The organism is Pseudomonas sp. App30 (assembly GCF_047947025.1).
In the GTDB taxonomy this organism is placed as follows: Bacteria; Pseudomonadota; Gammaproteobacteria; order Pseudomonadales; family Pseudomonadaceae; genus Aquipseudomonas.
In genome coordinates, this window is the sequence record NZ_CP133165.1 from 2,000,684 (window position 1) to 2,026,164 (window position 25,481).

A 25,481-nucleotide genomic window follows, 5' to 3' on the forward strand; every position below is an offset into this window, starting at 1 on the left:
GTAGCCGCTGCCGAAGGCTGCGCTGGCCCTGGAGTTCACTGGAGATTTGCAGCGGGGCGCAGGGCCAGCGCAGCCTGGCGGCAGCGGCTACGCAAAGCGCGAAGGCACAAAAAAGGCGCCGCCCTGCAAGGCAGGTGCGGCGCCTGATTAAACAACAGCCAGCTTACGCCAGGCTCTTGCTCACCACTTCATACACGTCACTGCTCAGCTCGCCGGAAGCCAGGATGCGCTCCAGCTCGCCGCGCATCAGCGCCTGGCGGTGCGGGTCGTATTTGCGCCAGCGGGTCAGTGGGCCCAGTTGGCGCGAGGCTATCTGCGGGTTCAGGGCGTTGAGCTGGATGACCAGGTCGGCCAGGAAACGGTAGCCCGAGCCGTCCACGGCGTGGAAGTTGACCAGGTTCTGCTGGGCGAAGGCGCCGATCAGGGCGCGCACCTTGTTGGGGTTCTTCAAGGTGAACGCCGGGTGCTGCATCAGCGCCTGCACGCGTTTCAGGCCGCCTGGCAGGGTGCTGCCGGCCTGCACGCTGAACCACTGGTCCATGACCAGCGGGTTGTCCTTGAAGTGCTCGGCGAAGGTGTCCAGGGCCTTGGCTTTCTCGGCGTCGAAGTGCGAGTTGACCAGCACGGCCAGTGCGGTGAGGCGCTCGGTCATGTTGTCGCAGGCGTCGAACTGCTCCAGGGTGGCTTCCAGCACCTCCGGCTTGGCCGTCAGCATCAGGTACGACAGGGCGATATTCTGCAGCGCGCGGCGGGCGAAGTGCTCGGCCTCCGGCACGTAGGCGGTCTCGCGCGAGATGGCGCGGTTGGCCTGGTAACGCTGCCACAGGGCGCCGTACAGGTGTTCGGCGATCTGCGCGCGGGCGAATTCGCGGGCGGCGTGGATGGCGTCCACTTCGGCGCGGTCGCTGAGTTCGGCCAGGTAGGCCTCGCTCGGCAGCGAGAGCATCTCGGCGACCATGGCCTGGTCCAGGCTGTGGTTCGCCAGCACGGTGCCCAAGGCGGTGATCAGCCGTGGGTCGAGCACCATGGGTTTATTTTCCATGTACTGCGCGGTCAGTTCCTGCAGGCACTGGACGGCCAGGCGCTGGCCGGCGTCCCAGCGGTTGAAGCCGTCGCTGTCGTGCTGCATCAGCACCATCAGCTGGTCGCGGTTGTAGTCGAAGCTCAGCTTCACCGGCGCGCTGAAGCCGCGCAGCAGCGACGGCAACGGCTTGGCGTCGATGTTGTGGAAGGTGAAGGTCTGGTCTTCCTCGGTCACCGACAGCACGCGGCTGGTGCCCTCCGGCGCGCTTTCACCGGCCAGTTGCAGCGGCAGGTCGTTGCCGTGGGCGTCGATCAGGCCCAGGGCCACGGGAATCACGAACGGCAGCTTCTCGGCCTTGTCCGGGGTGGCCGGGCAGGTCTGGTGGAAGTGCAGGCTGTAGGTCTTGGCCGCGGCGTCGTAGGTCTCGCTGACCTGCACGCGCGGGGTGCCGGCCTGGCTGTACCAGCGCTTGAACTGGGTCAGGTCGACGCCGTTGGCGTCTTCCATGGCCTTGATGAAGTCATCGCAGGTCACGGCCTGGCCGTCGTGGCGCTCGAAGTACAGGTCGCTGCCCTTGCGGAAGCCTTCGTTGCCCAGCAGGGTGTGGATCATGCCGACCACTTCGGCGCCCTTCTCGTACACGGTCAGGGTGTAGAAGTTGGAGATCTCGATGAAGCTGTCCGGGCGCACCGGGTGGGCCATGGGGCCGGCGTCTTCGGCGAACTGGTGCGTGCGCAGGTAGGCCACGTCCTGGATGCGCTTGACCGTGGCCGAGTTCATGTCCGAGGAGAAGCCGGCGTCACGGTACACCGTGAAGCCTTCTTTCAGCGACAGCTGGAACCAGTCGCGGCAGGTAACGCGGTTGCCCGACCAGTTGTGGAAGTATTCGTGGGCGACGATGGCCTCGACACGCTGGTGGGCGGCGTCGGTGGCGGTCTCGGCGCGCGCCAGCACGGCGCTGGAGTTGAAGATGTTGAGGCCCTTGTTCTCCATGGCGCCCATGTTGAAGTCGTTGACCGCGACGATCATGAAGATGTCCAGGTCATACTCGCGGCCATACACCTCTTCGTCCCAGCGCATGGACTTCTTCAGGCTGGTCATGGCGTGCTGGCACTTGTCGATGTTTTCCGGCTCGACGTAGATGCGCAGGGTGACGTCGCGCTTGGAGGCGGTCTCGAACTTGTCTTCCACGCACCACAGGTCGCCGGCCACCAGGGCGAACAGGTACGCCGGCTTCATGAACGGGTCTTCCCAGGTGGCCCAGTGGCGGCCGTCTTCACCGGGCCCGCTGGCAATCGGGTTGCCGTTGGACAGCAGCACCGGGTAGCTGTGCTGCTCGGCGCTGACCGTGGTGGTGAACTTGCTCATCACGTCCGGGCGGTCGAGGTAGTAGGTGATCTTGCGGAAGCCCTCGGCCTCGCACTGGGTGCAGAACATGCTGCCGGACTTGTACAGGCCTTCCAGCGCCGTATTGGTCTCGGGGTGGATGCGCACGCTGGTGTCGAGCGTGAAGCTGGCCGCAGTGGGGTGCAGGGTCAGGTGGCTGTCGTCGATCTGGTAATCGGCAGTACCCAGTTCCAGGTCGCCCAGGCTGACCGACAGCAGTTCAAGCTGCTGGCCGTCCAGCACCAGCGGCGGCAAACCAGGCCCGCGGGCCGGGTTGCGGCGCATGACCAGCTGCGCGTGGACCAGGGTATGGTCGTCGTGCAGCTCGAAGGTCAGGTGCGTTTCGTCGATCAGGTACTCAGGGGCCTGGTAGTCCTTGAGGTAAATCATTTTCGGCTGTTCGGTGCGCATGCTGACATCCTTCTACTGATGCACGGCGAGCTGGTACGCCGTGTATTTGCGAATATTGATCACGCCGGTGTCGAAGATCAGGTACTGGCCCTTGATGCCCAGCAGCGTGCCCTCGGCGATCGGATTCTTGTCCAGGTTGAAACTGGCGATCTTGGCCGGGTAGGCCTGGACCGGATAGCGGATCTCCAGCACTTCGGTGTCATGCAAGGGTTGGATGGCTTGCAGGCCGAAGCGTTCCTGCAGCATCGACAGGCCGGCGCCGCAGGTGTCGAACAGCATGTCGCGCACCTGGGGCAGGTCGACCGGCGCGGCGTCGCCCTTGAGCAGCGCGCGCCAGTTGGTGCGGTCGGCCACTTGCGAGCGGAACAGGTCTTCCACCAGCCCCGATTGCTGGCGGGTGGCCACGCGCACGATCGGCAGGGCCTGGCTGGCGCCCTGGTCGAGCCAGCGCGTGGGCAGCTGGGTGGCGCGGGTGATGCCGACCTTGATGCCCGACGAGTTGGCCAGGTACACCACGTGGTCGGTCATGCAGAACTGCTCGCCCCAGGACGGCTCGCGGCAGGTGCCGGCGTCGTAGTGGCAGCGCTCGGGGCTCATGATGCACACGTCGCACTGGGCCAGCTTGGTCATGCAGGGGTAGCAGTAGCCCTGGCTGAAGCTGGTCTTGGTCTTGCGACCGCAGTGGGTGCAGTGGATGGCGCCCAGGTATTCCAGGCGCAGGGGCTTGCCGATCAGGTCATTGACCGGGATCTCGACGTCGCCCAGGCGAAAGCTGTACTGGACCGCCGACTCGTCGAGCCGGGTGGCCATCTTGCTCAGGGTACCGCGACCAATCTCGTTCAATGGACAGCATCCGACTTGAACAGAATGTTCGCCACCGGCGCCGACTTCGAGGCGCATTCCTGCGGGCCCATGTAGCCGGTGCGCTGGTCTTCGGGCAGGTTCTGCATCTCCCAGGCGATCACCGCCTGCAGCGACAGCTCTTTCTGCTCGGTGGTGAGCTTGCGGCCGTCGGACCATTTGCCGATTTCCACGGCCAGTTTCAGGCTCTCGTAGATTTCGGGGGTGATGTTTTCGATCATGTGGGCGAAGGAAGTCATGGCGTCTCCAGAATTTATGCGCGTAGTTTACGGCGCGCGAAGGCGCCACCCAAGAGCCCTGTCAGGCAACCGACCAACAGCCCGCCGACGTGGGCGGCGTTGGCGATCTGGCCGAACATGCCCACCAGCGGGGTCATGCAGATGACCAGCCACGCCAGCATCATCACCAGCACGCTGCGCGGCATGCGGTAGACGTTGTTGGGCGCCAGCCACTGGAACACGAACACGTGACCCAGCAGCCCGTACAGCACGCCGGACAGGCCACCGAACAGGGTCGGCCCGCTGTACCAGTACTGGGCCGTGTTGGACACCAGGCTGAACAGCAGGGTCAGGCCGATGAGGTTGATGCGGCCCTGCAGGATTTCGACGCGCTTGCCCAGTTCCCAGTACCACAGGGCGTTCATGGCCAGGTGCAGCACGCCAAAGTGCAGGAACATGGGCGTGAACAGCCGCCACCACTGGCCAGCGTCGAGGCTGGCGCCCAGGGGCAGGAAGTAGAGGTTTTCGCTGTCGAAGCTGAAGTCCTGGAAGGTCAGCCAGTGCAGGGTGTCGAAGTTGTCGCCCAGGTAGGTCAGGCCGGCGACGATCAGGCACAGCAGCAACACCAGCGCCGTGGCCGGGCAGGCACGGGCCTGGTCGGCCAGGCTGGGCCGCGAGATTCGTGGCCGGGGCTGGTAGCTGCTCAGGTCGAGGTCGGCGTTGCCATCAGGGTAGCGGGCGTACAGGTCGCGGATGTCGGCGGCCATCTGTTCGTCGACGGCCCACAGCACCTGTTCGCCCCGCTCCTCGCTGACCCGGTGCGGCACCTGCAGCCGCGCCAGCAGCTGCACGAAGCCGCTGAGGTCGGTGCCCAGGGGCACGCGCATCACGGTCACTGGCCTCATGGCTGCACCTGCGCGCGTTCCACGTCCACCCACACGAACTTGTGCGGGTCGATGAGCGTTTCCTGGTCCAGGCGGTAGGCCACCAGCTTGCCGTAGAGCACGGCACTGTAGTCCAGGCAGGCCAGGTTGGGGCGGATGGCCGAGGGCCGGCCGCTGCGCCAGTAATGGCCGACGAACAGCAGCGGCTCGTCGATGCCGTAGCGCAGCAGGTTGTTTTTCTGGCTGCTGGACAGCGGCGTGCTGGCCACCTCTTCGGGCAGCGCGTCGGGCTGGAAGACGATGTCGCCGTAGGTCTGCGGGTCGTCTTCCCAGAATTTGGTGCGGAAGAAGGCGCGGGTCAGGCCGTCGCCGCCGGTCAGGGTCAGGCCGTCGGGCAGGCGCATGTCGGTGCCGCGCAGCAGGCGGTCGAAGACGTTGCAGGCAAAGCTGCCTGGCACCGCGGCGGCCTGTACGAAGTGCTCGTCGATGCAGCCGTCCGGGTACTGGCCGCGCAGCAGCTCGATCATGCTGTGGTCCCAGCAGGCGTGCACCAGGCGGAAGCGCCCGGCGTCGATGAACAGCGGCATGTCGTAGAACCACTGCACGAAGTCTTTCCAGTCGCCGGGGTGCTGTTCGAACTGCGCCAGGGTGTCGCCGATCAGCCGTGCGTGGCGCGGCGTGTGCTCGCGCACGAACTGCTTGCCGCTGCCCGGCGGCGCCGGTGTGCACCAGCCCAGCGCGTTGAATTCATGGTTGCCCATGATGCAGTGCGCCTGGCCGGCGTCGACCATGTCGTGGACGATGTGCAGCGCCTCGCGAATGCGCGGGCCGCGGTCGATGATATCGCCCAGGAACAGCGCCTGGCGCTGGGCGTGCCGCCAGATACCGCCCTGTTTGCGGTAACCGAGGGTGTCGAGCAAGTGCTCAAGGGTATGAGCGCAACCGTGCACGTCACCGATCAGATCGTAGCTGCGTGCGGGATCGAGCATCAGTCTCCTGTGCCTCCCAGCCGGCTGCCCCAACCGAGTTTGGTGCGGCAGACTTCGTAGTAGTTGTGGTCCAGCGGGTGGATCAGGCGCAGTTTCTGCGACTTCTTGCTGACCGTGACGGTGTCGCCCGGGGCGCAGGTGAAGTGGTTCTGGCCGTCGCAGGACACCTGCGGGTAGATGGTCATGTCCTTGGACACCACGATCTTCAGTTCACTGTTGCCATCCACCACGATCGGCCGGCCCGACAGCGTGTGCGGGTACATGGGCACGATGACGATGGCGTCGAGCTTGGGGTGCATGATCGGCCCGCCCGCCGACAGCGCGTAGGCGGTGGACCCGGTGGGCGTGGCGACGATCAGGCCGTCGGCCTTCTGGCTGCACACGAACTGGCCGTCGATGTAGATCTCGAACTCGATCATGCGCGTGGATTTGCCGGGGTGCAGCACCACGTCGTTGAGGGCGTCGCCCTGGCCGATGGCCTCGCCGTGGCGGCGCACTTCGGCCTGCAGCAGGAAGCGGTTTTCCACCAGGTAGTGGCCGTCCAGCACCTCGGCGACCTTCACCTCCAGTTCGTCGGGGCGGATGTCGGTGAGGAAGCCCAGGCTGCCGCGGTTGATGCCCAGCACCGGCACGTTGTGCTTGGCCAGCGCGCGCGCGGCGCCCAGCAGGCTGCCGTCGCCGCCGACGACAATCACCATGTCGCACACTTCGCCGAGCATCTTGCGCGTCGAGGTCTGCAGGTTATGCCCCGGCAGGACCTCGGCAATGGTGTCCTCGAGAATGACGTGCAGGTGCCGGTCGAGCAGGAATTTTTTCAGGCGGCGAATGGTATCAAGCACCTGGGAACTGCCGAGGCGGCCGATGATACCGATATTGCGAAATTGCTCCATGGGGCTCCTGCGGGGTCTGGAACGGGCGCGGCCACGGTGCGGCGCCTTGGGAAACGTGGGGTCGATTATGGGCGAAAGCAACCGGCAGGACAAAAAGGTTTGCTGTATGAGGTGGCTAAAGCACCGTAGCCGCTGCCGAAGGCTGCGCTGGCCCTATGCCCCGCTGGAGATCTCCAGGGTTCATGCCGGCCAGCGGTTATGGGCCGACTCGGGATTTGCGTAACGGCCACCACCCGCCGTCCGCACGGCGGGCCGCAGCCTGGCGGCAGCGGCTGCGGGCCGACTCGGGATTTGCGTAACGGCCACTACCCGCCGTCCGCACGGCGGGCCGCAGCCTGGCGGCAGCGGCTGCGGGCCGACTCGGGATTTGCGTAACGGCCACCACCCGCCGTCCGCACGGCGGGCCGCAGCCTGGCGGCAGCAGCTACATTTGTTGCACCGTGCCATGGCCTGATGGACCGAGGTTTTAGCCTTTGGTGCAGGCCTTGAGATCGGCGTAGTGGTTACCAACCGGCTATGCTCGCACGATGACTCTATTTCCCACGTTAGCCGCTCTACCCCGCCACTTGCGCCAGCCGCAGGTGCGTGACCTGGCGTGGGTGATCCTGGCGCCGCCGATGCTGGCCGAGACGCCGTGGCCCCAACGCCACCCACTGACCGGCAGCGACTGGGTGGCGCAGCCCTGGCGGCTGGAGGCGTGGCTGCGGGCGCTGGATGTGGATCACAGCCCGCTGGTGGCCTGGCTGGCCCGGGGCGCCGCCACTCGTCGCCTGGGGCTCTATTACGAGCGCTTGTGGCAGTTTGCCCTGAGCCAGGCGCCGGGCATCGAGCTGATTGCCTCGAACCTGCCGATACGCCGCGAGGGGCACACCCTGGGCGAGCTGGACATCCTGTTGCGCGACGGCGGCGGCGTGCACCACCTGGAGCTGGCGATCAAGTTGTACCTGGGGCCCCAGGCCAGTGACGGCGAGCACGCTGCCTTGTGGCTGGGCCCGGGCAGCCACGACCGCCTGGACCTGAAGCTGGCGCACCTGGCCCAGCACCAGCTGCCCATTTCCGCCCGCGACGAAAGCCGCCAGGCCCTGGCGGCGCTGGGCATCGTGCAGTTCAGCGCGCAACTGTGGCTGGGCGGCTACCTGCTGTACCCCTGGCCCGGCACCGCGCAACCGCCGCCCGGCGCACACCCCCAGCACCTGCGCGGCCGGTGGCTGCACCAGCGCGACTGGCCGGCGTTCTACCTGCAAAGCCAGCCCGGGCGCTGGCAGCTGCTGCCACGCCACGCCTGGCTGGCGCCGGCGCGCTACGCCGAGCAGGACACCTGGGACGCCGCGCAACTGCAGCAGTGGCTGCAGGCGCTGGACCCGCTGGCCCCGGCACAATTGCTGGTGCGCCTGGTCCAAGCCAGCGATGGCGCCTGGGAAGAGGCCGAACGGCTGTTTCTGGTCGCGGACCTGTGGCCCAATGCGCCACCTATAAAAAGATGCAACGACCGTGAGGAAATTCAATGACCTGGAAAAACACCGAGGCCCGCTATGGCAGCCTGTCGATCGCCCTGCACTGGCTGATGCTGGTACTGCTGGCCATCGTCTACGCCTGCATCGAGCTGCGCGGCAACTTCCCCAAGGGCAGCGACAGCCGCGCGCTGATCGTGCAACTGCACTTCATGACCGGGCTGACCGTGTTCGTGCTGGTGTGGATACGCCTGGCGGCGAAAATCGCTGGCGCCGCGCCGAAAATCGTCCCCAAGCCGCCGGCCTGGCAGACCGGCCTTGCGCACCTGATGCATACCCTGCTGTACGCGCTGATGGTGGCCATGCCGCTGCTGGGCTGGTTCATCCTCAGCGCCGCCGATAAGCCGGTGCCGTTCTGGGGACTGGAACTGCCCCACCTGATCGGCCCGAACGACGAGGCGGCGAAGCAGATCAAGCACTGGCACGAGCAGATCGGCACCTGGGGCTATTGGCTGATTGGCCTGCATGCGCTGGCGGGGCTGTATCACCATTACGTGGTGCGAGATAACACCCTGGTGCGGATGCTGCCGCGCAAGCAGGGTTGATGCCCCGACGGACGCAGCCTGCGACAGCTGCTACGCAGGAGATCCCGTAGCAGCGGCCGCCAGGCCGCGTCCGGAAGCGCCGCGCAACGGCAGGCACACCGTGTAACGGCCGGACGCAGCCTGCGGCAGCTGCTACGTGGGGTGGGGGGCGGCGCGTGTTCCCTGCAGGCCGCCGGTGTGGATGAACACCAGGCGGGTGCCAGGGGCGAAGCGATGGAGGTTGTCGTGCAGCGCCAGCAGGGCCTTGCCGCTGTACAGCGGCTCCAACGGCACGCCGCTCTCCTGCTCGGCGGCGGCCATGAACGCAAGCAGCGCTTCATCCACCTTGGCAAAGCCGCCTCGGCTGGCGTCGATCAGCTCAAAACCATCGCCGGTGCCCAGCAACGCCGCCAGGTTTGCCTCCACGCCATGGTCACCCGGTACCGCCATGGCGCCGTAGGCGAACGGCCCGCCGGCCTGCACCAGGCCTGCCAAGGTGGTGCCGGTGCCCACGGCCAGCCACCAGGCATCGAAGCCATCCCACCCCAGCCCCGGCAACCCCGCCCGCACCTGCTCCAGCAGCACCTGGCAGCCACGCGCGCCCTCCTCGCCGCCACCGCCTTCGGGCACCGCCAGCAAATCGGGGTAACGCGCCTGCCACGGCAGCCAGAACCCCGGCGCATGCCGTTCACGGTAGCCGGCGTAACCCAGCCAGTGCAGTTCCATGCCAAACGCTTGCAGGTCATCAACGGTAGGCGTCTGCTGCGGGTGGCCACGCAACAGGCCCACGGTCTTGAAGCCCAGGCGCTTGCCCGCCGCCGCCAGGGCGTGAAGGTGGTTGGAATGGGCGCCGCCCAGGCTCATCACCCCGCTCAAGCCTTCGCGGCGCATGCGTTGCAGGTGTTCGCTGAGCTTGAACCATTTGTTGCCGCTGATGAACGGGTCGATCTGGTCCAGGCGCAGGATGGCCACCTGCACCCCGGCGGCGCGCAGCCAACCGAGGTCCAGGGGATGCAGGGGCGCAGGGTGCGCCCAGTCGGGAAGGGTCATTGCAGGTCACTGGCAGGCCATGGGCCTGCCAGTTTACCGGGTCACAGCTCGGCGGCCAGCCGCGAACCCTGGTTAATGGCGCGCTTGGCGTCCAGTTCGGCCGCCACGTCGGCGCCGCCGATCAGGTGCACCGACTGCCCGGCGGCTACAAGCCCCTCCTGCAGTTCGCGCAGCGGGTCCTGGCCGGCGCAGATCACCACGTTGTCCACCGCCAGCACCTGGGGCTCGCCTTCGCCGATGCGCACGTGCAGCCCGGCATCATCGACCTTCAGGTACTCGACGCTGTTGAGCATTTGCACGCCCTTGTTCTTCAAGCCGGTGCGGTGGATCCAGCCGGTGGTCTTGCCCAGGCCGTCGCCCACTTTGCTGGCCTTGCGCTGCAACAGGTACACCTGGCGCGCCGGGGCATGGGGCTGGGCCTTGATGCCAGCCACGCCGCCACGGGCTTCCAGGGCGGTGTCGATACCCCACTCCTTCCAGAACGCGGCGCGGTCCTGGCTGGTGGCCACGCCTTCGTGCACCAGGTACTCGCTGACGTCGAAGCCGATGCCGCCGGCGCCGATCACCGCCACGCGCTGGCCTACGGGCTTGCGTTGCAGCAGCACGTCCAGGTAGCTGAGCACCTTGGCGTGCCCGATGCCGTCGATGGCCGGCAGGCGCGGGGCGATGCCGGTGGCCAGGATGATATCGTCGAAACCGCCGGCCGCCAGCTGCGCCACGTCGACGCGGGTGTTGAGGCGCAGGTCGACGCCGGTGGTTTCCAGCTTGCGCTTGAAGTAGCGCAGGGTTTCGTAGAACTCTTCCTTGCCAGGCACGCGCTTGGCCACGTTGAACTGGCCGCCGATCTCGCTGGCCGAATCGAACAGGGTCACCTGGTGCCCACGCTCGGCGGCCACGGTGGCGGCGGACAGGCCCGCAGGGCCGGCTCCGACCACGGCGATCTTCTTCACCTTGGCGGTGTGGATGTAGTTGAGCTCGGTCTCGTGGCAGGCGCGCGGGTTGACCAGGCAGCTGGTCAACTTGCCGCCGAAGGTGTGGTCCAGGCACGCCTGGTTGCAGCCGATGCAGGTGTTGATCTCGTCGGCGCGGCCTTCGGCGGCCTTGTTGACAAAGTCGGGGTCGGCGAGGAACGGCCGGGCCATGGACACCATGTCGGCGTCGCCCTCGGCGAGGATCTGCTCGGCCACCTCCGGGGTGTTGATGCGGTTGGTGGTGATCAGCGGGATCTGCACCGCGCCACGCAGCTTGGCGGTGACCTTGCTGAACGCCGCACGCGGCACCTTGGTGGCGATGGTGGGGATGCGCGCCTCGTGCCAGCCGATGCCGGTGTTGATCAGCGTGGCGCCGGCCTGTTCGATGGCCTTGGCGAGGATGACGATCTCCTCCCAATCGCTGCCGCCTTCCACCAGGTCGAGCATCGACAGGCGGAAGATGATGATGAACTGCGGGCCCACCGCTTCGCGCACGCGGGTGACGATGTCCACGGCCAGGCGCATGCGGTTCGCGTAGGCACCGCCCCAGCGGTCGGTGCGGCGGTTGGTCTGCGCGGCCAGGAACTGGTTGATGAAGTAGCCTTCCGACCCCATGATTTCCACGCCGTCGTAACCGGCCTGTTGGGCCAGTTGCGCGCAGTTGACGAAGTCGGCGATCTGCTTCTCGATGCCCGCCTCGTCCAGCTCGTGGGGCGTGAACGGGTTGATGGGCGCCTGCAGCGCGCTGGGCGCCACCTGCTTGGGGCTGTAGGCGTAACGGCCGGCGTGAAGGATCTGCAGGCAGATCTTGCCGCCCGCTTCGTGCACCGCCTGGGTGACCACGCGGTGCTTGTCGGCTTCTTCCGGGGTGCTGAGCTTGGCCGCGCCGGCGTAGACGCCGCCCTCCTCGTTGGGGGCAATGCCGCCGGTCACCATCAGGCCCACGCCGCCACGGGCGCGCTCGGCGAAATAAGCAGCCATGCGCGCAAAGCCACCGGGCTTTTCCTCAAGGCCGGTGTGCATCGAGCCCATCAGGCTGCGGTTGCGCAGGGTGGTGAAACCCAGGTCCAGCGGGGCAAGCAGGTGCGGGTAGTGGGCGGCGGCCATGTGTCACTCCATCAACAGGCAAATCACGGTATGCGGCGGGCTCGGCAATCTGTACCGGCCCCCGTCGTTTATCTGTCGTTGAATCTACGGCCAAGGGAAGTACGCCTCAATGACCGAAAGTGACAAGTTATTGATCCTATAGCACAGCCGATCAGACCATCGGGTAACGCTTGAACACCGCGGTCTGCTCCAACTGCTCGGCCTGGCTGCGCAGCGCCGGGAAGTCCGCGGGCTTGACCACGTCCGGCACCATCAGCTGGATGAACGACCAGGCTACCGCGCTGCTGAGCGCCGCCTGGTCGGGGCGCTGGCCGTCGGCCAATGGCGTGGTTGCCCAATGCCGATCCAAGGCACTGCAGGCCGCCAGCAACTGCCCGGTGACCCGCGCCACCCACGGCTGGTGCAGTTTTTCGGCCGGCCGCAGGTTGCGCTCGTAGACGATCTGCACGGCCTTCTCGCAGGCGGCCAGGGCCAGGCCGACCACGCTCAACGCCTGGGCCAGCGGCTGCGGCGCGCTGGGCAACAAGGGGGCGGCGGCCTGGCGCTCGAAGTAATCGATGATCAGCGTCGAGTCCATCAGCACCGTGCCGTCGTCCAGCACCAGGGTCGGCGCCTTGACCACGGGGTTGATCGCGGCGAACGCGTCGAAGGTGCTGAACACCGACAGGGCGTCGTGCTCGAAGGCAATGCCCAACAGGTCCAGGGAAATGGCGGTGCGGCGAACGTAGGGCGAATCCAGCATGCCAATCAGTTTCACGGGCGTCTCTCCTTGAGGTGTCCGGTTACAGTAACCCCGGCGCCACAAACGGGCAAAGCCGCTCACACCTTGATAACCTGTGCGGCTAAAATTTCATTTCACCCACCCGGGAGTTTCACGCCAGCCCATGGCCCGATTGTTGTTCAGCCTGCTCTCTCTCGTCCTCGTCGTTGCGCTGGGCACCTATGCCCTGTGGACCCAGGACCGGCCGGCAGGCCATTACCTGTCCGACCTGCGCATCCAGGTGGCGCTGGACGACGGCGTGCGCGCCGACCGCGGCAACCTGCTGGGCATCCAGCCCGAGCTGTTCGCCACCGACTACCAGAGCCTGCCGCGCCTGCACCGCAAGCTGGCGGCCTATTTGAGCCAGGCGCGCAACCTGGGCATGCTCAGCGCCAAGACCGTGGTGGTGCTGCCCGAGCACATCGGCACCCTGCTGTGGGCGCTGGGCGAGAAAGACGAGCTGTACCAGGCGCCACACCTGGCCGAGGCCAACCAGTGGCTGGGCTACAGCAACCCACTGTTGTTTGCCCGCGCCTGGCTGCAGGCCCAGGGCGACGACCGCACCCAGGACACCCGCCTGCGCATGAAGGCCAGCAGCATGGCCCGCGACTACCAGCAGGTGTTCGGCGGCCTGGCCAAGGAGTTCGGCATCACCCTGGTGGCGGGCTCGATCATCCTGCCCGACCCGCAGCTGCGCGACGGCACCCTGGTGACCGGCAACGGCGGCCTCTACAACATCAGCGTGGTGTTCGGCGCCGACGGCAAGCCCATGGGCCAGCCCCAGCGCCAGCTGTACCCCGATTTCGTCCAGCGCCGCTACGTGCAGGCCAGCCCCGACCCGCAGTTGCAGGTGCTGGACACCCCGGCCGGGCGTCTGGGCGTGCTGATCGGCAGCGACAGCTGGTACCCCGCCAACTACGCCCAGCTCGACGCCAAGGGCTGCGAGCTGATCGCCGTGCCAGCCGCGCTGAACGGCAAGGACGTGTGGCGCGAACCCTGGCGCGGCAACCCCGACCGCGCCGACGCCGCGCAACTGGGCATCCAGCCGGGCGAGGTCAGCGAAGGCGAGGCCTGGCAGCGCCTGGCCCACGCCAGCCGCGCGCCGGTCAGCAAGGCCCGCGCCAGCGTCAGCGTGTTCCTGCGCGGGCAGTTCTGGGACCAGTTCAGCGACGGCCAGAGCTTCGCCAACCACGACGGCCAGACCCACCCGACCGACGACGGTCGCGGCGCGCGGCTGATCAACCTGTGGCTGTAGGCCCATGCCCAGCCAACCGGTAAGACTGGGCGACCTGTCCGTCGGCTTTATCCACGCCCTGGCCGACGCGGTGGCCAGCCACGGCCAGGACCCCGCGCCGCTGCTGCTGCAATACGGCCTGGACCCTTCGCGCCTGGCCGAAGCCGGCGCGCGGCTGTCGATACCGCGCTACATGCGCCTGGGCCACGCCGCTATCCAGCTCACTGGCGACCCGGCCCTGGGCCTGCGCATGGGCAACCTGTGCCGCCTGCCCCAGGCCGGCCTGGCCGGGGTCACTGCGGCCCAGGCGCCCACCGTGCGCGAGGCGGCGCGCACGCTGATCCGCTTCGCGCCGCTGAGCCAGTCCAACTACCGCGGCCAGTCCAGCCTGCACGAAGACGCACGCGGCGCCTGGCTGCGCTTCTACTCCATCAGCCCCTACAACGCCTACAACCGCTTCGTGGTGGACTCGGTGCTGGGCGGCTGGCTGCAGCAGCTCGGCACCCTGTGCGGCCAGGCGCTGCGCGCCGAGCGCATCGAGGTGGAATACGAACTGCCGCCCTATGCCGAGCAATACCAGGCCCTGAGCCACGGCCCGGTGAGCTTCGGCGCCGAGCACAACCAACTGCGCCTGAGCCTGGCCAGCCTGGCGCTGCGCAACCCGGACCATTGCCCCAGCACCTACAAGTACCTGTTGAGCCTGTGCGAGCAGGAGCTGGAACAGCGCACGCGCACCCGCAGCCTGAGCGAGCGCATCAGCCAGTTGCTGGGGCCGTTGTTGAATGGCGGGCGGGAACCGGATCTTGGGGAGGTGGCGGCGCGGTTGAAGCTGCCGACCTGGACCTTGCGGCGCAAGCTGGCCGATGAAGGCACCCAGTTCCGGGCGATTCTCAATGACACGCGGCGCGACCTGGCCATGGCCTACATCCGTGACACGGAGTTGGCGTTTGGCGAGATCGCCTATCTGTTGGGGTTCGCTTCGGCCGAGGCCTTCGCGCGCGCGTTCAAGCGCTGGACGGCGCAGACGCCCGGGGACTATCGGCGCGCGAGCGTGCGGGCGTTATAGCTCGGTGGCGTCTTCGGCGGGTTCCAGCGGGTCCAGCTCGACGGCGCGCGATTCCAGCAGTTCTTCCTGGTACTCATCCATGCTCTTGTCCTCTCGTTGATGTCATTGACAGCATAGCGCCTGGCAATGAAAGAAAAATGACCGGGGTCAACGGAGAACGAGTACAGCAAACAAGAATTTACCCCACCTGCCGATCGTGATCTGCCTTTTGATCTGCTGTTGATCCGGCTTGTGATCTTGATCTGGCTTGTGATCTGCTGTTGATCCGGCTTGTGATCTTGATCTGGCTTGTGATCTTGATGGTATGCCCCGTAAAGCGCCCGGGCCGACTGGAGGCGTCGATCAACGGGCTGCCCGAAGGGCCGAGGCCGCAGGCCGAAGAGACGGTAACCCGCAGGCTTCTATAGCGGGTGCCGTCTGCCCGTTGATCGGCGCCGGAAGGAGGGGACCCGTAGCGCAGCGGAGGGCCCAAGCAGGGGCAAGCCCTTTTTGCTTACTTTTTGGGGCGACCGGTACGTGTCAATGTACCTGTCGCCTAATTCCTGCCTCAACTCACGATAGCAACCCCGGCATCAGGCCGCTCCGGGTTCAAATACACCGCCTCGGCAAGCTGCCAATTACGCGTGTTCCGGCTCCACCGAACCGGGTTCCTTTCCCGGGCAGCTGCATACAACCTATCTCGGGCCTCCAGTAATTTGGGGGCCAAGCCTTCGTGACGCTCGTTCGGTGTTACGTACTTCAGGCCGCTATGGCGGTGTTCCTCGTTGTACCATTCAACAAATTTCTGCACCCACAGCCTCGCTTCAAGCAAGCTGTCAAAGGGACGTTCAGGCCATTGCGGGCAGTATTTGGCCGTGCGGAAAAGCGTCTCCGCATAGGCATTGTCATTGCTCACCCGCGGACGGCTGAACGAAGGCTCGACACCTAGTGAAATCATGCTCTCGCGCAGCAACGAGCCCTTCATCACATGGCCGTTGTCCGAGTGCAGCACCAGCGCTCGACCGGCCGTACGCTCGCGTAAACAGCCCTTTTCCAGCAAGACACAGGCATGTTCCGCACATTCGGATTCGTGCACTTCATTGGCCACCAGCTTGCGGCTGTAGATGTCCTTGACCATGTACCAGTAGAAAAAACGACCCTTCACCGTGCTCGGCAACCAGGTGATATCCCAGCACCAGACCTGGTTGGGGCCATCCGCCCGATGCGTGGTCAAGATGCGACGCTTGGGGGCCTTTGCACGGCCGCGTCGCGTGAGCTGGTTGTGCGCTTTCAATACTCGGTAAAACGTCGACTCCGAGGCCAGGTAAATCCCTTCGTCCGCCAGCTTTGGCACAATCTGATGCGGCGTCAGGCTCGAATAACCCGGCTGGTTGGCCGCGTCCATCACAGCCTGGCGCTCGGCTTCGCTGAGCTTGTTCGGCGGCGGTTTGCGCGGGACTGTCTGACGCTTGTCGGCGTCGCTGTGACGCCAACGCTGCACGGTCCGAAGGCACAATCCCAGCTCGTTGCAAGCACGAAACCGGCGTGCGCCGGCGTCGACGGCAGCAGCGATCAATACCAGAGCCTGCATGCGATCGGGGGCGCTGATCAGCCTTCCTTGTCCTTGCCCCAGATCGCATTGGCTTTTTTTCTGAGTTCCAGCAAAGCCTCCGCCTCCTTGCGACCGGCATCAGAGCGCGATAATTGTCGCTCCAACTCCTTGATTCGCCGTGAATCGGCAGTCTGCTTTTTGCTGGGTTGAACATCGAGCGCCGCGTTGGCGTTCTGACAGGCCAGGCGCCATTGCTGGATCTGCTCGGGAAAAATACCCTTGATCCGGCAGTACTGGGAAAGCTCGACCTCGCTCAGCGGCGCGGTCTCCATGACAGCGTTGAACTTGTCAGCGCTGGACCATTGATCGCTGGTCTTGTTGTTTCCAGGAACGATCAACCCTTTATCTCTAGCCATTTGTCTCCAGTTCCTAAGCGACTGTGGAGTGACGCCGATTGCGACGGCGAGCTCTGCCACGGAGCGGTTCAGGGGCGGCATCATTTGCTGAACCGCCCAGTCTCTGAAGTCATTGTCATAACGCTTCGTCATTGCCTTGCACCTTCGCCCCCTTGGATGATTGAGTCAATCAACAAAGGTGACAGGTAGGCTGACACGGGGGGCGACTGCCAAAAAGTGAGTCGGCGTAAGGCCGAAACGGTCGGTGGTCTCACCGCGAAAATGGATATGTCCGAAACCCTCAAAAGCGGGATCCACATATCGTGAACATATCCATTTCCTAGGGTGATGCAGAATCACCTTTCCGCCCTTACGGCGGCTCACTTTTTGTCAAACGCCACAAAAAGTAAGCAAAAAAGGCTTGCCCCTGCTTGGTCCCTACGCTTCGCTGCGGGTCCCCTCCCTCCGGCGTCGCCCAAGCGGCCGACGGCCCGGAATAGAAGCGCCTCCGGTTCCGTCTTCCCCGGCTACGCCAGGGACCGCTCGGTCAACGCCTCCAGTCGGCCCTGGCGCTTTATGGGGCACACAATCAAGATCAAAGGCCGCACGGAAGCAAGAGCAGTCCGTGATGGGCAAGGACACCACGAAACCTCAGCGAATTATTGCGCGGCAGGCGTAGCCGTAGTCGTCGTAGTAGTACTGCTATCAGTACCGTTCGCAGCAGGCGCAGCTTCCGTGGTGGCAGTCGTCGACACCGGCGTGATCGGCGCCGCATCCGCCGGCGGCACCACCGGCTCCGAACCCTGCGTAGCAGCTGCAGTAGCTGCAGGCACAGCAGGCGCCGCCACCGCCGCAGCGGCAGGTGCTGGCGCTACAGGCTCAGCCGGTTTTTCAGGCTCGACCTTGGCCTCGGCCTTGACCTCGGGCTTGGGTTCTTCTTTCTTCGCTTCAGGCTTCACCTCGGCCTTGGGCTCCGGCACGCCCAGGTCGGCCTTGGGCTTGTCGACGATGTGCGCGGCCTTCTTCGCCTCGGCCGGCAGGTACACGTCCACCAGGGCAAAGTAGCGGTCATAGAACTTGGCCGAGGTCACCGTCTCGCTGGCCACCTTGACCATGGAGTCGTCGGTGGAGCCGATCGGCATCGACACCGAGCCCAGCACGCCCACGCCCAGGCTGGCCGAGTTGTTGACCTTCTTCAGCGCGTAGCGATCCTGCAGGGCGTTGGCGAACATGGTCGAGGTCTGGTTGCTGTTGCCATCGGCGGCACAGGTGACGTTGAAGCTGATCTCCATGTGCGTCTCGCCGGTCTGCTGGAAGCTCTTGTGGCCACTGAGCTGCTTGGGGTCGCTGCTGGTGATGATGTAGCCCTGGCTGAGCAGCGCGCGGCGCGCGGCCTCGCACGACGACGAATCGCTGACCGGGTAGTTGCGCGAGTAGGTCCCCGAGTCGGAGAAATCTTCGTGCTCGTACATGGCCGGTTTCTTCGAAGAACAGCCGCTCAAGGCGAGCAGCGAGAACGCCAAAGCACAGCCCAACCGTGGGGCGCTCAAGCTCAGTGACTTAGACATTGCGAATCCTGGGCAAACAATCAGCCTCTATTGTGCCTCAGTAAGGAGAGACAAGGCGCATGAAATGAGTTTTAGACAACCTCCAACCCTACTACGAGCGCCGTCCAGTTAAAAGCCGGGGCGACACATGGACGCGGTGTAAAGTCATATGACATCACCGCGCCACGTCTGTAGGATGCGTCGCCTTCGTTACACATTCCCTCAGAAACACCGTGCAGTTCCGCATCCAATTCCTGCGGGCACCGAGGGAATAGAGCTGTTGCGCGCCTTCAGGAAGATCATTTGTTCATCAGGAGATTGTGTGTGAAAACTGTTACCCGTGGCCTGTGCCTGGGCCTGGCTGCCCTGACCCTCGCCCTGACCGGCGGTTGCGCCACCGAAAGCTCCCAGGCCCTGAGCGTGGCCAAGGTGGAAAGCGCCGGCCGCCCTTACGCCGGCCCGCGTTCGCCCATCGCCGTGGGCAAGTTCGACAACCGTTCCAGCTACATGCGCGGCATCTTCTCCGACGGCGTCGACCGCCTCGGCAGCCAGGCCAAGACCGTGCTGATTACCCACCTGCAGCAGACCAACCGCTTCAACGTGCTGGACCGCGACAACATGGGCGAGATAGCCCAGGAAGCCGCCATCAAGGGCCAGGCACAGAAGCTCAAGGGCGCCGACTACGTGGTGACCGGCGACGTCACCGAGTTCGGCCGCAAGGAAGTCGGCGACCACGAACTGTTCGGCATCCTGGGCCGCGGCAAGACCCAGGTAGCCTACGCCAAGGTAGCGTTGAACATCGTCAACATCAGCACTTCCGAAGTGGTCTATTCCACCCAGGGCGCCGGTGAATACTCCCTGTCCAACCGCGAAGTGATCGGCTTCGGCGGCACCGCCAGCTACGACTCCACCCTCAACGGCAAAGTGCTCGACCTGGCCATGCGCGAGGCCGTCAACCGCCTGGTAGAAGCCGTGGACAACGGCAGCTGGCAGCCGACCCGCCCGTAATTTCCCCGCGTCACACAAGGAGCGACATTCGCCATGGGCAACACCTTCACGCCACGCCTCGGGCTGGCCATCACCCTGCTGGCCGGCGCCGTGCTGAGCGGCTGCGCGCAGCAACCCAAGACCCTGTACCAATGGGAAGGCTACCAGACCCAGGTGCACGAGTATTTCAAGGGCGAGTCCAAGGAACAGCAGGCGCAGGCGCTGGAAGCTGACCTGGAGAAGATCCGCGCCAAGAACGGCACCCCGCCGCCGGGCTACCACGCCCAACTGGGGCTGCTGTACTCGAGCATGGGCAAGAACGATCAGATGATTCAGCAGTTCCAGCAGGAAAAGGCGCTGTTCCCTGAATCCACCGCCTACATGGACTTCCTGGTGAAAAACGCCACGCACGGAGCAACCCAATAATGCTGCGCCTGTTCAAACCTGCCGCGGCCCTGCTGGCCCTGGCCCTGCTGGGCGGCTGCGCCGGCCCGCAGAAAAACCTCGACTACACCGCCTTCAAGGCCGCGCGCCCGCACTCGATCCTGGTGCTGCCGCCGGTCAACGAATCGCCAGACGTAACGGCCACCTACAGCATGATGAGCCAGGTGACCTTCCCGCTGGCCGAGGCCGGCTACTACGTGATGCCGGTGGGCCTGGTGGACGAGACGTTCAAGCAGAACGGCTTGAACAACGCCGCCGAGATCAGCCAGGTGCCAGCACCGAAACTGCGCTCGATCTTCGGCGCCGACGCCGCCCTGTACGTGAAGGTGACGGACTACGGCACCAAGTACATGGTGCTCAGCAGCGCCACCGTGGTCACCGCCACCGCCAGCCTGGTCGACCTGAAGACCGGCACCACCTTGTGGACCGGCGCGGCCTCGGCTTCCAGCGAAGAAGGCCAGAACAACAACAGCGGCGGCCTGATCGGCATGCTGATCACCGCGGCGGTGAAGCAGATCATCAACAGCAGCACCGATGCCGGCTACCCGATCGCCGGGCTGACCAGCGCGCGACTGCTGTCCGCCGGGCACCCCAACGCCCTGCTGTATGGCCCGCGTTCGCCGAAGTACGGCACTGACTAAGCAACAGAAACCGCGTCGCCTGCATCGCGACCAAGGTCGGCTCCTACACCATCCGCGTAGGAGCCGGCCTTGGCCGCGATGCAGGCGACGCGGTGCATCGTGGTTGCAGCACCAAATCGCGGGCACAAAAAAAGCGACCCGAAGGTCGCTTTCTTTGTGCTTCGAGGAGTTCAAGGGCCTCGAAGCTTTGTATGGCGCAGCGGACGGGACTCGAACCCGCGACCCCCGGCGTGACAGGCCGGTATTCTAACCGACTGAACTACCGCTGCGTATCGCTTGCACTTGCGTGCAGTTGAAACAGGTCTGACCGAGACGTTTCGAGCTTCTCGATCTCTGACACGGCAAGGCCGAATCAGGTAAAAATGGCGCAGCGGACGGGACTCGAACCCGCGACCCCCGGCGTGACAGGCCGGTATTCTAACCGACTGAACTACCGCTGCGCAGTGCTGGACGCCTTCTCAGTAACAAGGCCTCCCCTCTTTGGGATGAAAGAGGATCAGAGTGGTGGGTGATGACGGGATCGAACCGCCGACCCTCTGCTTGTAAGGCAGATGCTCTCCCGGCTGAGCTAATCACCCTCTTGCCTCTCCAATGACGCGAACTTTACGCAGCCAACGAAGGTAAGTCAATAACTTTATTGAAGTTTTTTCAAAAAGACGGTTTTCTTACCGCGCCCCCCCCTTCCATGGGGGCACCTTCTTCTATTCCTGGTAGATCATCTTGCGGGTCATGCCGCCGTCCACCACCAGCTCCTGCCCGGTGACGAAGCCGGCATTGCGCGACAGCAGCCACGCCACCAGCGCCGCCACGTCCTCCACGGTGCCCACGCGCCCTGCCGGGTGCTGGGCGTGATCGGCGTCGGACAGCGGTGCCGCGCGGCGCTCGGACGGGTCGCGGGCGTCGATCCAGCCCGGGCTCACGGCGTTGACCCGGATCTCCGGGCCCAGGCTGATGGCCAGGGCGTGGGTCAGGGCCACCAGGCCGCCCTTGCTGGCGGCGTAGGCCTCGGTGTCGGGCTCGGACTGGCCGGAGCGGGTAGACGCCAGGTTGACGATGGCGCCGCCATGGGCACGCAGGTACGGCGCACAGTGCTTGGCCAGCAGCATCGGCCCACTGAGGTTCACCGCCAGCACGCGGTTCCACTTCTCCAGCGCCAGGGTTTCCAGCGTGGTGTTGTGGGGGTCGGTGATGGCGGCGTTGCACACCAGCGCGTCCAGGCGGCCGAACTGGCCCAGCACCTGGGCCACGCCGGCCTTGACCTGGGCTTCGTCGGCAACGTCCATGGCAATGAACAGCGCGTTCTCGCCCAGCACCTGGGCCACCTTGGGGCCGCGCACGCGGTCAAGGTCGGTGAGCACCACCTGCCAGCCCTCGGCGATCAGCCAGGCAGCGATGCCCAGGCCGATGCCGCGCGCCGCGCCAGTGACCAGGGCGACCCGGCCATTGTGGCTGGCGGTTTTCGCAGACCAGTCGATCACAATGCCGCCAGGCCGCGCGCGAGGTCGGCTTGCAGGTCGGCCACGTCTTCCAGGCCCACGGCCACGCGGATCAGGCTGTCACGGATGCCGGCGGCTTCACGCTCGGCAGGCGACAGGCGACCGTGGGACGTGGTGCCCGGGTGGGTGATGGTGGTCTTGCTGTCACCCAGGTTGGCGGTGATCGAGATCAGGCGGGTAGCGTCGATGAAGCGCCAGGCGCCCTCCTTGCCCCCCTTGACCTCGAAGCTGACCACGCCGCCGAAGCCGCCGCGCATCTGGCGCTTGGCCAGTTCATGCTGCGGGTGGCTGGGCAGGCCGGCGTAGTGCACCTTCTCGATGCCGTCCTGCTGCTCCAGCCACTCGGCCAGGGCCTGGGCGCTGGCGCAGTGGGCGCGCATGCGCAGGTTCAGGGTTTCCAGGCCCTTGAGGAAGATCCAGGCGTTGAACGGGCTCAGCGAAGCACCGGCGGTACGCACCACGCCGACCATTTCCTTCATGTGCTCGGCACGGCCGGCCACCACGCCGCCCATGCAACGGCCCTGGCCGTCGATGAACTTGGTCGCCGAGTGCACGACGATGTCGGCGCCCAGCTTCAGCGGCTGCTGCAGCGCAGGCGTGCTGAAGCAGTTGTCCACCACCAGCAGGGTGCCCTTGGCGTGGGCGATCTCGGCCAGGGCGGTGATGTCCACCAGCTCGGCCAGCGGGTTGGACGGCGATTCGACGAACAGCAGCTTGGTGTTGGGCTTGATGGCCGCGTCCCACCCTGCCAGGTTCGCCAGTGGCACGTAGTCCACTTCAATGCCGAAGCGTTTGAAGTACTTGTCGAACAGGCTGATGGTGGAGCCGAACACGCTTTGGGAAATCAGCACGTGGTCGCCGGCGCTGCACAGGCCCATGGCCACGGCGGTGATGGCGGCCATGCCGGTGGCGAAGCCCACGGCCTGCTCGGCGCCTTCCAGGGCGGCGATACGCTCTTCGAACGAACGCACGGTGGGGTTGGTGTAGCGCGAGTAGACGTTGCCTGGCACTTCACCGGCAAAGCGCGCCGCCGCGTCGGCCGCGGTGCGGAATACATAGCTGGAGGTGAAGAACAGCGGGTCGCTGTGTTCGCCTTCCGGCGTGCGGTGCTGACCGGCGCGCACGGCCAGGGTGTCAAAGCTGACCCCTTCCAGATCGCTGTCCAGTCGCCCGGCGTCCCATTCCTGTGTCATGCCGCTACTCCTAAAGCTGGTAATTAGAAAACGCAGACCGCAAGTCTACCAAATTCCGCTGCTGCAGGCCTGTAGCCGCTGCCGCCAGGCTGCGCTGGCCCTGTTCCACGCCGCAGATCTCCAGTGGACTGAAGGGACAGCGCAGCCTGGCGGCAGCGGCTACGAGAATGTGAGGTACTCACAAAAACGCCCGGGCTCTTTGCAGAGGCCCGGGCGTTGTGGAACGCGCTACCGATCAGTTGTTATACAGGTCGATGATCGCGCTCACGGCCTGGGTCTTGATTTTCGAGGCGTCGTTGCGCGCCTGTTCGATCTTGTTCAGGTATTTCTCGTCGATGTCGCCGGTCACGTACTTGCCGTCGAACACCGCGCAGTCGAAGTGCTCGATCTTGACCTTGCCACCGCCAACAGCGTCGATCAGGTCCGGCAGGTCCTGGTAGATCAGCCAGTCGGCGCCGATCAGGTCGGCCACTTCCTGGGTGCTGCGGTTGTGCGCGATCAGCTCGTGGGCGCTTGGCATGTCGATGCCGTAGACGTTCGGGTAGCGAACGGCCGGGGCTGCCGAGCAGAAATAGACGTTCTTGGCGCCGGCTTCACGGGCCATCTGGATGATCTGCTTGCAGGTGGTGCCGCGCACGATCGAGTCGTCCACCAGCATCACGTTCTTGCCGCGGAATTCCAGCTCGATGGCGTTGAGCTTCTGGCGTACCGATTTCTTGCGCGCGGCCTGGCCGGGCATGATGAAGGTACGGCCGATGTAGCGGTTCTTGACGAAGCCTTCGCGGAATTTCACGCCCAGGTGGTTCGCCAGCTCCAGGGCCGCGGTGCGGCTGGTGTCCGGGATCGGGATGACCACGTCGATGTCGTGCTCGGGACGCTCGCGCAGGATCTTCTCGGCCAGCTTCTCGCCCATGCGCAGGCGCGCCTTGTACACCGAGATGCCGTCGATGATCGAGTCAGGGCGGGCCAGGTACACGTGTTCGAAGATGCACGGCGCGTAGTGCGGGTTTGGCGCGCACTGGCGGGTGTGCAGCTTGCCGTCTTCGGTGATGTACACCGCTTCGCCCGGGGCCAGGTCGCGGATCAGGGTGAAGCCCAGCACGTCCAGGGACACGCTTTCGGAGGCGATCATGTACTCCACGCCTTCGTCGGTGTGACGCTGGCCGAAGACGATCGGACGAATGGCGTTCGGGTCGCGGAAGCCGACGATGCCGTAGCCGGTGATCATCGCCACCACGGCGTAGCCGCCCTTGCAGCGCTTGTGCACGTCAGCCACCGCGGCGAACACGTCTTCCTCGGTAGGCTGCAGCTGCTTGCGCGTGGCCAGCTCGTGGGCGAACACGTTCAGCAACACTTCGGAGTCGGAGCTGGTGTTGACGTGACGCAGGTCCGATTCGTAGATTTCCTTGGCCAACTGTTCAACGTTGGTCAGGTTGCCGTTGTGCGCCAGGGTGATGCCATACGGCGAGTTGACGTAGAACGGCTGGGCCTCGGCCGAGGTCGAGCTGCCCGCGGTCGGGTAGCGCACGTGGCCAATGCCCATGCTGCCCACCAGGCGCTGCATATGGCGCTGCTGGAACACATCACGCACCAACCCGTTGTCCTTGCGCAGGAATAACCGGCCGTCATGGCTGGTCACAATACCGGCAGCGTCCTGGCCGCGGTGCTGGAGGACGGTTAGCGCGTCATACAGCGCCTGATTGACGTTCGACTTACCGACGATACCGACGATGCCACACATGCGACGCAACCCCTACTTAATGAATCTGAACTGAACAACCCGTCATTGACCCTTGTGAGCGGTCGGGAAGAGTTGATCCTTGAACGGAATATCAACTGGTGTGCTGATTCCGCTGGCGAGCCACTGGCTGGTCATCCCCAGAACGAGGTTTTTCGACCAGTCGGCGACCAATAGAAATTGGGGCACCAGCCGAGACTGTTGCCACCAGGTGTCTTGTTGAAACGGGCCCAGGCTCAGCAGCCCGACGCCGACGACCACCAGTAGGCCGCCGCGCGCCGCGCCAAAGGCGGTGCCCAGGAACCGATCGGTGCCGGACAGGCCGGTCACGCGGATCAGTTCACCAATGAGAAAGTTGACCATGGCGCCGACCAGCAGCGTGGCGACGAACAGGATGGCGCAGCCTGCGATCACGCGGGCCGAAGGCGTCTGGATGTAGCCTTCCAGGTATTGTGACAATGCGCCTCCGAACATCCAGGCGACCGCACCGGCAATGATCCAGGTGAGCAGAGACAAGGCTTCCTTGACGAAGCCGCGCTTCAAGCTGATCAAAGCGGAGATGGCGATAATCGCGAGTATCGCCCAGTCAACCCAGGTAAATGCCACGGTGCAGCCTGCAACAG

At 65.2% G+C, this 25,481-nt stretch carries 22 protein-coding genes and 3 tRNA genes; 7 read left to right on the forward strand and 18 right to left on the reverse strand.

Annotation, left to right across the window (positions count from 1 at the left end; translation table 11 throughout):
• Positions 1 to 163: 163 nt before the first annotated feature.
• The 6 genes from pepN to RAM80_RS09085 are packed head-to-tail and all read right to left on the reverse strand — an operon-like array spanning position 164 to position 6,663.
• A complete protein-coding gene (pepN, locus tag RAM80_RS09060; protein WP_416425979.1) occupies positions 164 to 2,821 on the reverse strand; it encodes an aminopeptidase N in 2,658 nt (885 codons plus the stop codon).
• Between the two features lie 12 nt (positions 2,822 to 2,833).
• The gene (locus RAM80_RS09065; RefSeq protein WP_416425981.1) at positions 2,834 to 3,664 is read right to left on the reverse strand and encodes a DUF2797 domain-containing protein; all 831 of its coding nucleotides are present in this window, start codon (positions 3,662 to 3,664) and stop codon (positions 2,834 to 2,836) included.
• Positions 3,661 to 3,921, reverse strand: coding sequence for a YeaC family protein (locus RAM80_RS09070; protein WP_008371636.1), 261 nt, complete (start codon positions 3,919 to 3,921; stop codon positions 3,661 to 3,663). Before RAM80_RS09070 ends, RAM80_RS09065 begins: the two co-directional genes overlap by 4 nt.
• A gap of 14 nt (positions 3,922 to 3,935) precedes the next feature.
• The gene (locus RAM80_RS09075; protein WP_416425983.1) at positions 3,936 to 4,805 is read right to left on the reverse strand and encodes a rhomboid family intramembrane serine protease; all 870 of its coding nucleotides are present in this window, start codon (positions 4,803 to 4,805) and stop codon (positions 3,936 to 3,938) included.
• Entirely contained in the window at positions 4,802 to 5,773 is a 972-nt protein-coding gene (locus RAM80_RS09080) for a metallophosphoesterase (protein WP_416425985.1), read from the reverse strand. The genes RAM80_RS09075 and RAM80_RS09080 overlap by 4 nt, the downstream gene beginning before the upstream one ends.
• A complete protein-coding gene (locus tag RAM80_RS09085; RefSeq protein WP_416425987.1) occupies positions 5,773 to 6,663 on the reverse strand; it encodes an NAD(+) kinase in 891 nt (296 codons plus the stop codon). Before RAM80_RS09085 ends, RAM80_RS09080 begins: the two co-directional genes overlap by 1 nt.
• A 527-nt stretch (positions 6,664 to 7,190) precedes the next feature.
• On the opposite strand from RAM80_RS09085, the gene RAM80_RS09090 reads away from it, so the two are divergent.
• Complete coding sequence (locus tag RAM80_RS09090) at positions 7,191 to 8,171, forward strand: DUF1853 family protein (RefSeq protein WP_416425989.1); 981 nt, start codon at positions 7,191 to 7,193, stop codon at positions 8,169 to 8,171.
• A complete protein-coding gene (locus RAM80_RS09095; RefSeq protein WP_416425990.1) occupies positions 8,168 to 8,719 on the forward strand; it encodes a cytochrome b in 552 nt (183 codons plus the stop codon). The genes RAM80_RS09090 and RAM80_RS09095 overlap by 4 nt, the downstream gene beginning before the upstream one ends.
• Before the next feature lie 132 nt (positions 8,720 to 8,851).
• Here the strand turns inward: RAM80_RS09095 and RAM80_RS09100 are convergent, their stop codons facing one another.
• The 3 genes from RAM80_RS09100 to RAM80_RS09110 form a co-directional block, all read right to left on the reverse strand.
• Positions 8,852 to 9,748 (reverse strand): 1-aminocyclopropane-1-carboxylate deaminase/D-cysteine desulfhydrase, encoded by an 897-nt coding sequence (locus RAM80_RS09100; protein WP_416425992.1) that lies wholly within the window; start codon positions 9,746 to 9,748, stop codon positions 8,852 to 8,854.
• A 41-nt stretch (positions 9,749 to 9,789) separates the two neighbouring features.
• On the reverse strand, positions 9,790 to 11,826 hold the full coding sequence (locus RAM80_RS09105) for an FAD-dependent oxidoreductase (protein WP_416425994.1): 2,037 nt from the start codon (positions 11,824 to 11,826) through the stop codon (positions 9,790 to 9,792).
• Positions 11,827 to 11,977: 151 nt separating this feature from the next.
• Positions 11,978 to 12,583, reverse strand: coding sequence for a glutathione S-transferase (locus RAM80_RS09110; protein ID WP_416425996.1), 606 nt, complete (start codon positions 12,581 to 12,583; stop codon positions 11,978 to 11,980).
• 127 nt (positions 12,584 to 12,710) lie between these two features.
• Here RAM80_RS09110 and RAM80_RS09115 point away from each other — a divergent pair, with 127 nt between their 5' ends.
• Positions 12,711 to 13,841 carry a nitrilase-related carbon-nitrogen hydrolase gene (locus RAM80_RS09115; RefSeq protein WP_416425998.1) on the forward strand — a complete coding sequence of 377 codons (1,131 nt, stop codon included), beginning with the start codon at positions 12,711 to 12,713 and terminating at the stop codon, positions 13,839 to 13,841.
• A gap of 4 nt (positions 13,842 to 13,845) precedes the next feature.
• Positions 13,846 to 14,886 (forward strand): AraC family transcriptional regulator, encoded by a 1,041-nt coding sequence (locus tag RAM80_RS09120; RefSeq protein WP_416426000.1) that lies wholly within the window; start codon positions 13,846 to 13,848, stop codon positions 14,884 to 14,886.
• A 547-nt stretch (positions 14,887 to 15,433) separates the two neighbouring features.
• Here the strand turns inward: RAM80_RS09120 and RAM80_RS09125 are convergent.
• Together RAM80_RS09125 and RAM80_RS09130 are read right to left on the reverse strand one after the other, a co-directional pair.
• Positions 15,434 to 16,965, reverse strand: a protein-coding gene (locus RAM80_RS09125) for an IS3 family transposase (RefSeq protein WP_416422263.1) whose coding sequence is annotated in 2 segments (ribosomal slippage) — positions 15,434 to 16,524 and positions 16,524 to 16,965 — 1,533 coding nt in all. Because the reading frame shifts where the segments join, the coding sequence is not laid out codon by codon here.
• A 506-nt stretch (positions 16,966 to 17,471) separates the two neighbouring features.
• Positions 17,472 to 18,380, reverse strand: a complete 909-nt coding sequence (locus tag RAM80_RS09130) for a DUF2242 domain-containing protein (RefSeq protein ID WP_416426002.1) — start codon at positions 18,378 to 18,380, stop codon at positions 17,472 to 17,474.
• 303 nt (positions 18,381 to 18,683) lie between these two features.
• On the opposite strand from RAM80_RS09130, the gene RAM80_RS09135 reads away from it, so the two are divergent.
• The 3 genes from RAM80_RS09135 to RAM80_RS09145 are packed head-to-tail and all read left to right on the forward strand — an operon-like array spanning position 18,684 to position 20,431.
• On the forward strand, positions 18,684 to 19,367 hold the full coding sequence (locus RAM80_RS09135; protein WP_416426004.1) for a CsgG/HfaB family protein: 684 nt from the start codon (positions 18,684 to 18,686) through the stop codon (positions 19,365 to 19,367).
• A 33-nt stretch (positions 19,368 to 19,400) separates the two neighbouring features.
• The gene (locus RAM80_RS09140) at positions 19,401 to 19,772 is read left to right on the forward strand and encodes a DUF4810 domain-containing protein (protein WP_416426006.1); all 372 of its coding nucleotides are present in this window, start codon (positions 19,401 to 19,403) and stop codon (positions 19,770 to 19,772) included.
• The gene (locus RAM80_RS09145; protein ID WP_416426008.1) at positions 19,772 to 20,431 is read left to right on the forward strand and encodes a DUF799 domain-containing protein; all 660 of its coding nucleotides are present in this window, start codon (positions 19,772 to 19,774) and stop codon (positions 20,429 to 20,431) included. Before RAM80_RS09140 ends, RAM80_RS09145 begins: the two co-directional genes overlap by 1 nt.
• Before the next feature lie 192 nt (positions 20,432 to 20,623).
• On the opposite strand, the gene RAM80_RS09150 is transcribed toward RAM80_RS09145, so the two are convergent.
• The 7 genes from RAM80_RS09150 to RAM80_RS09180 form a co-directional block, all read right to left on the reverse strand.
• A tRNA-Asp gene (locus tag RAM80_RS09150) sits at positions 20,624 to 20,700 on the reverse strand.
• Positions 20,701 to 20,794: 94 nt separating this feature from the next.
• Positions 20,795 to 20,871: transfer RNA gene (locus tag RAM80_RS09155), tRNA-Asp, on the reverse strand.
• 62 nt (positions 20,872 to 20,933) lie between these two features.
• Positions 20,934 to 21,009 (reverse strand) — tRNA-Val (locus RAM80_RS09160).
• 123 nt (positions 21,010 to 21,132) lie between these two features.
• Complete coding sequence (locus RAM80_RS09165) at positions 21,133 to 21,909, reverse strand: SDR family oxidoreductase (RefSeq protein WP_416426010.1); 777 nt, start codon at positions 21,907 to 21,909, stop codon at positions 21,133 to 21,135.
• Complete coding sequence (locus RAM80_RS09170; RefSeq protein ID WP_027981620.1) at positions 21,906 to 23,120, reverse strand: O-succinylhomoserine sulfhydrylase; 1,215 nt, start codon at positions 23,118 to 23,120, stop codon at positions 21,906 to 21,908. Before RAM80_RS09170 ends, RAM80_RS09165 begins: the two co-directional genes overlap by 4 nt.
• Before the next feature lie 235 nt (positions 23,121 to 23,355).
• Positions 23,356 to 24,861, reverse strand: a complete 1,506-nt coding sequence (purF, locus tag RAM80_RS09175; protein ID WP_416426013.1) for an amidophosphoribosyltransferase — start codon at positions 24,859 to 24,861, stop codon at positions 23,356 to 23,358.
• Positions 24,862 to 24,903: 42 nt separating this feature from the next.
• Positions 24,904 to 25,464: a CvpA family protein gene (locus tag RAM80_RS09180; protein WP_416426015.1), complete on the reverse strand. Its 561-nt coding sequence runs from the start codon at positions 25,462 to 25,464 to the stop codon at positions 24,904 to 24,906.
• Positions 25,465 to 25,481 lie beyond the last annotated feature (17 nt).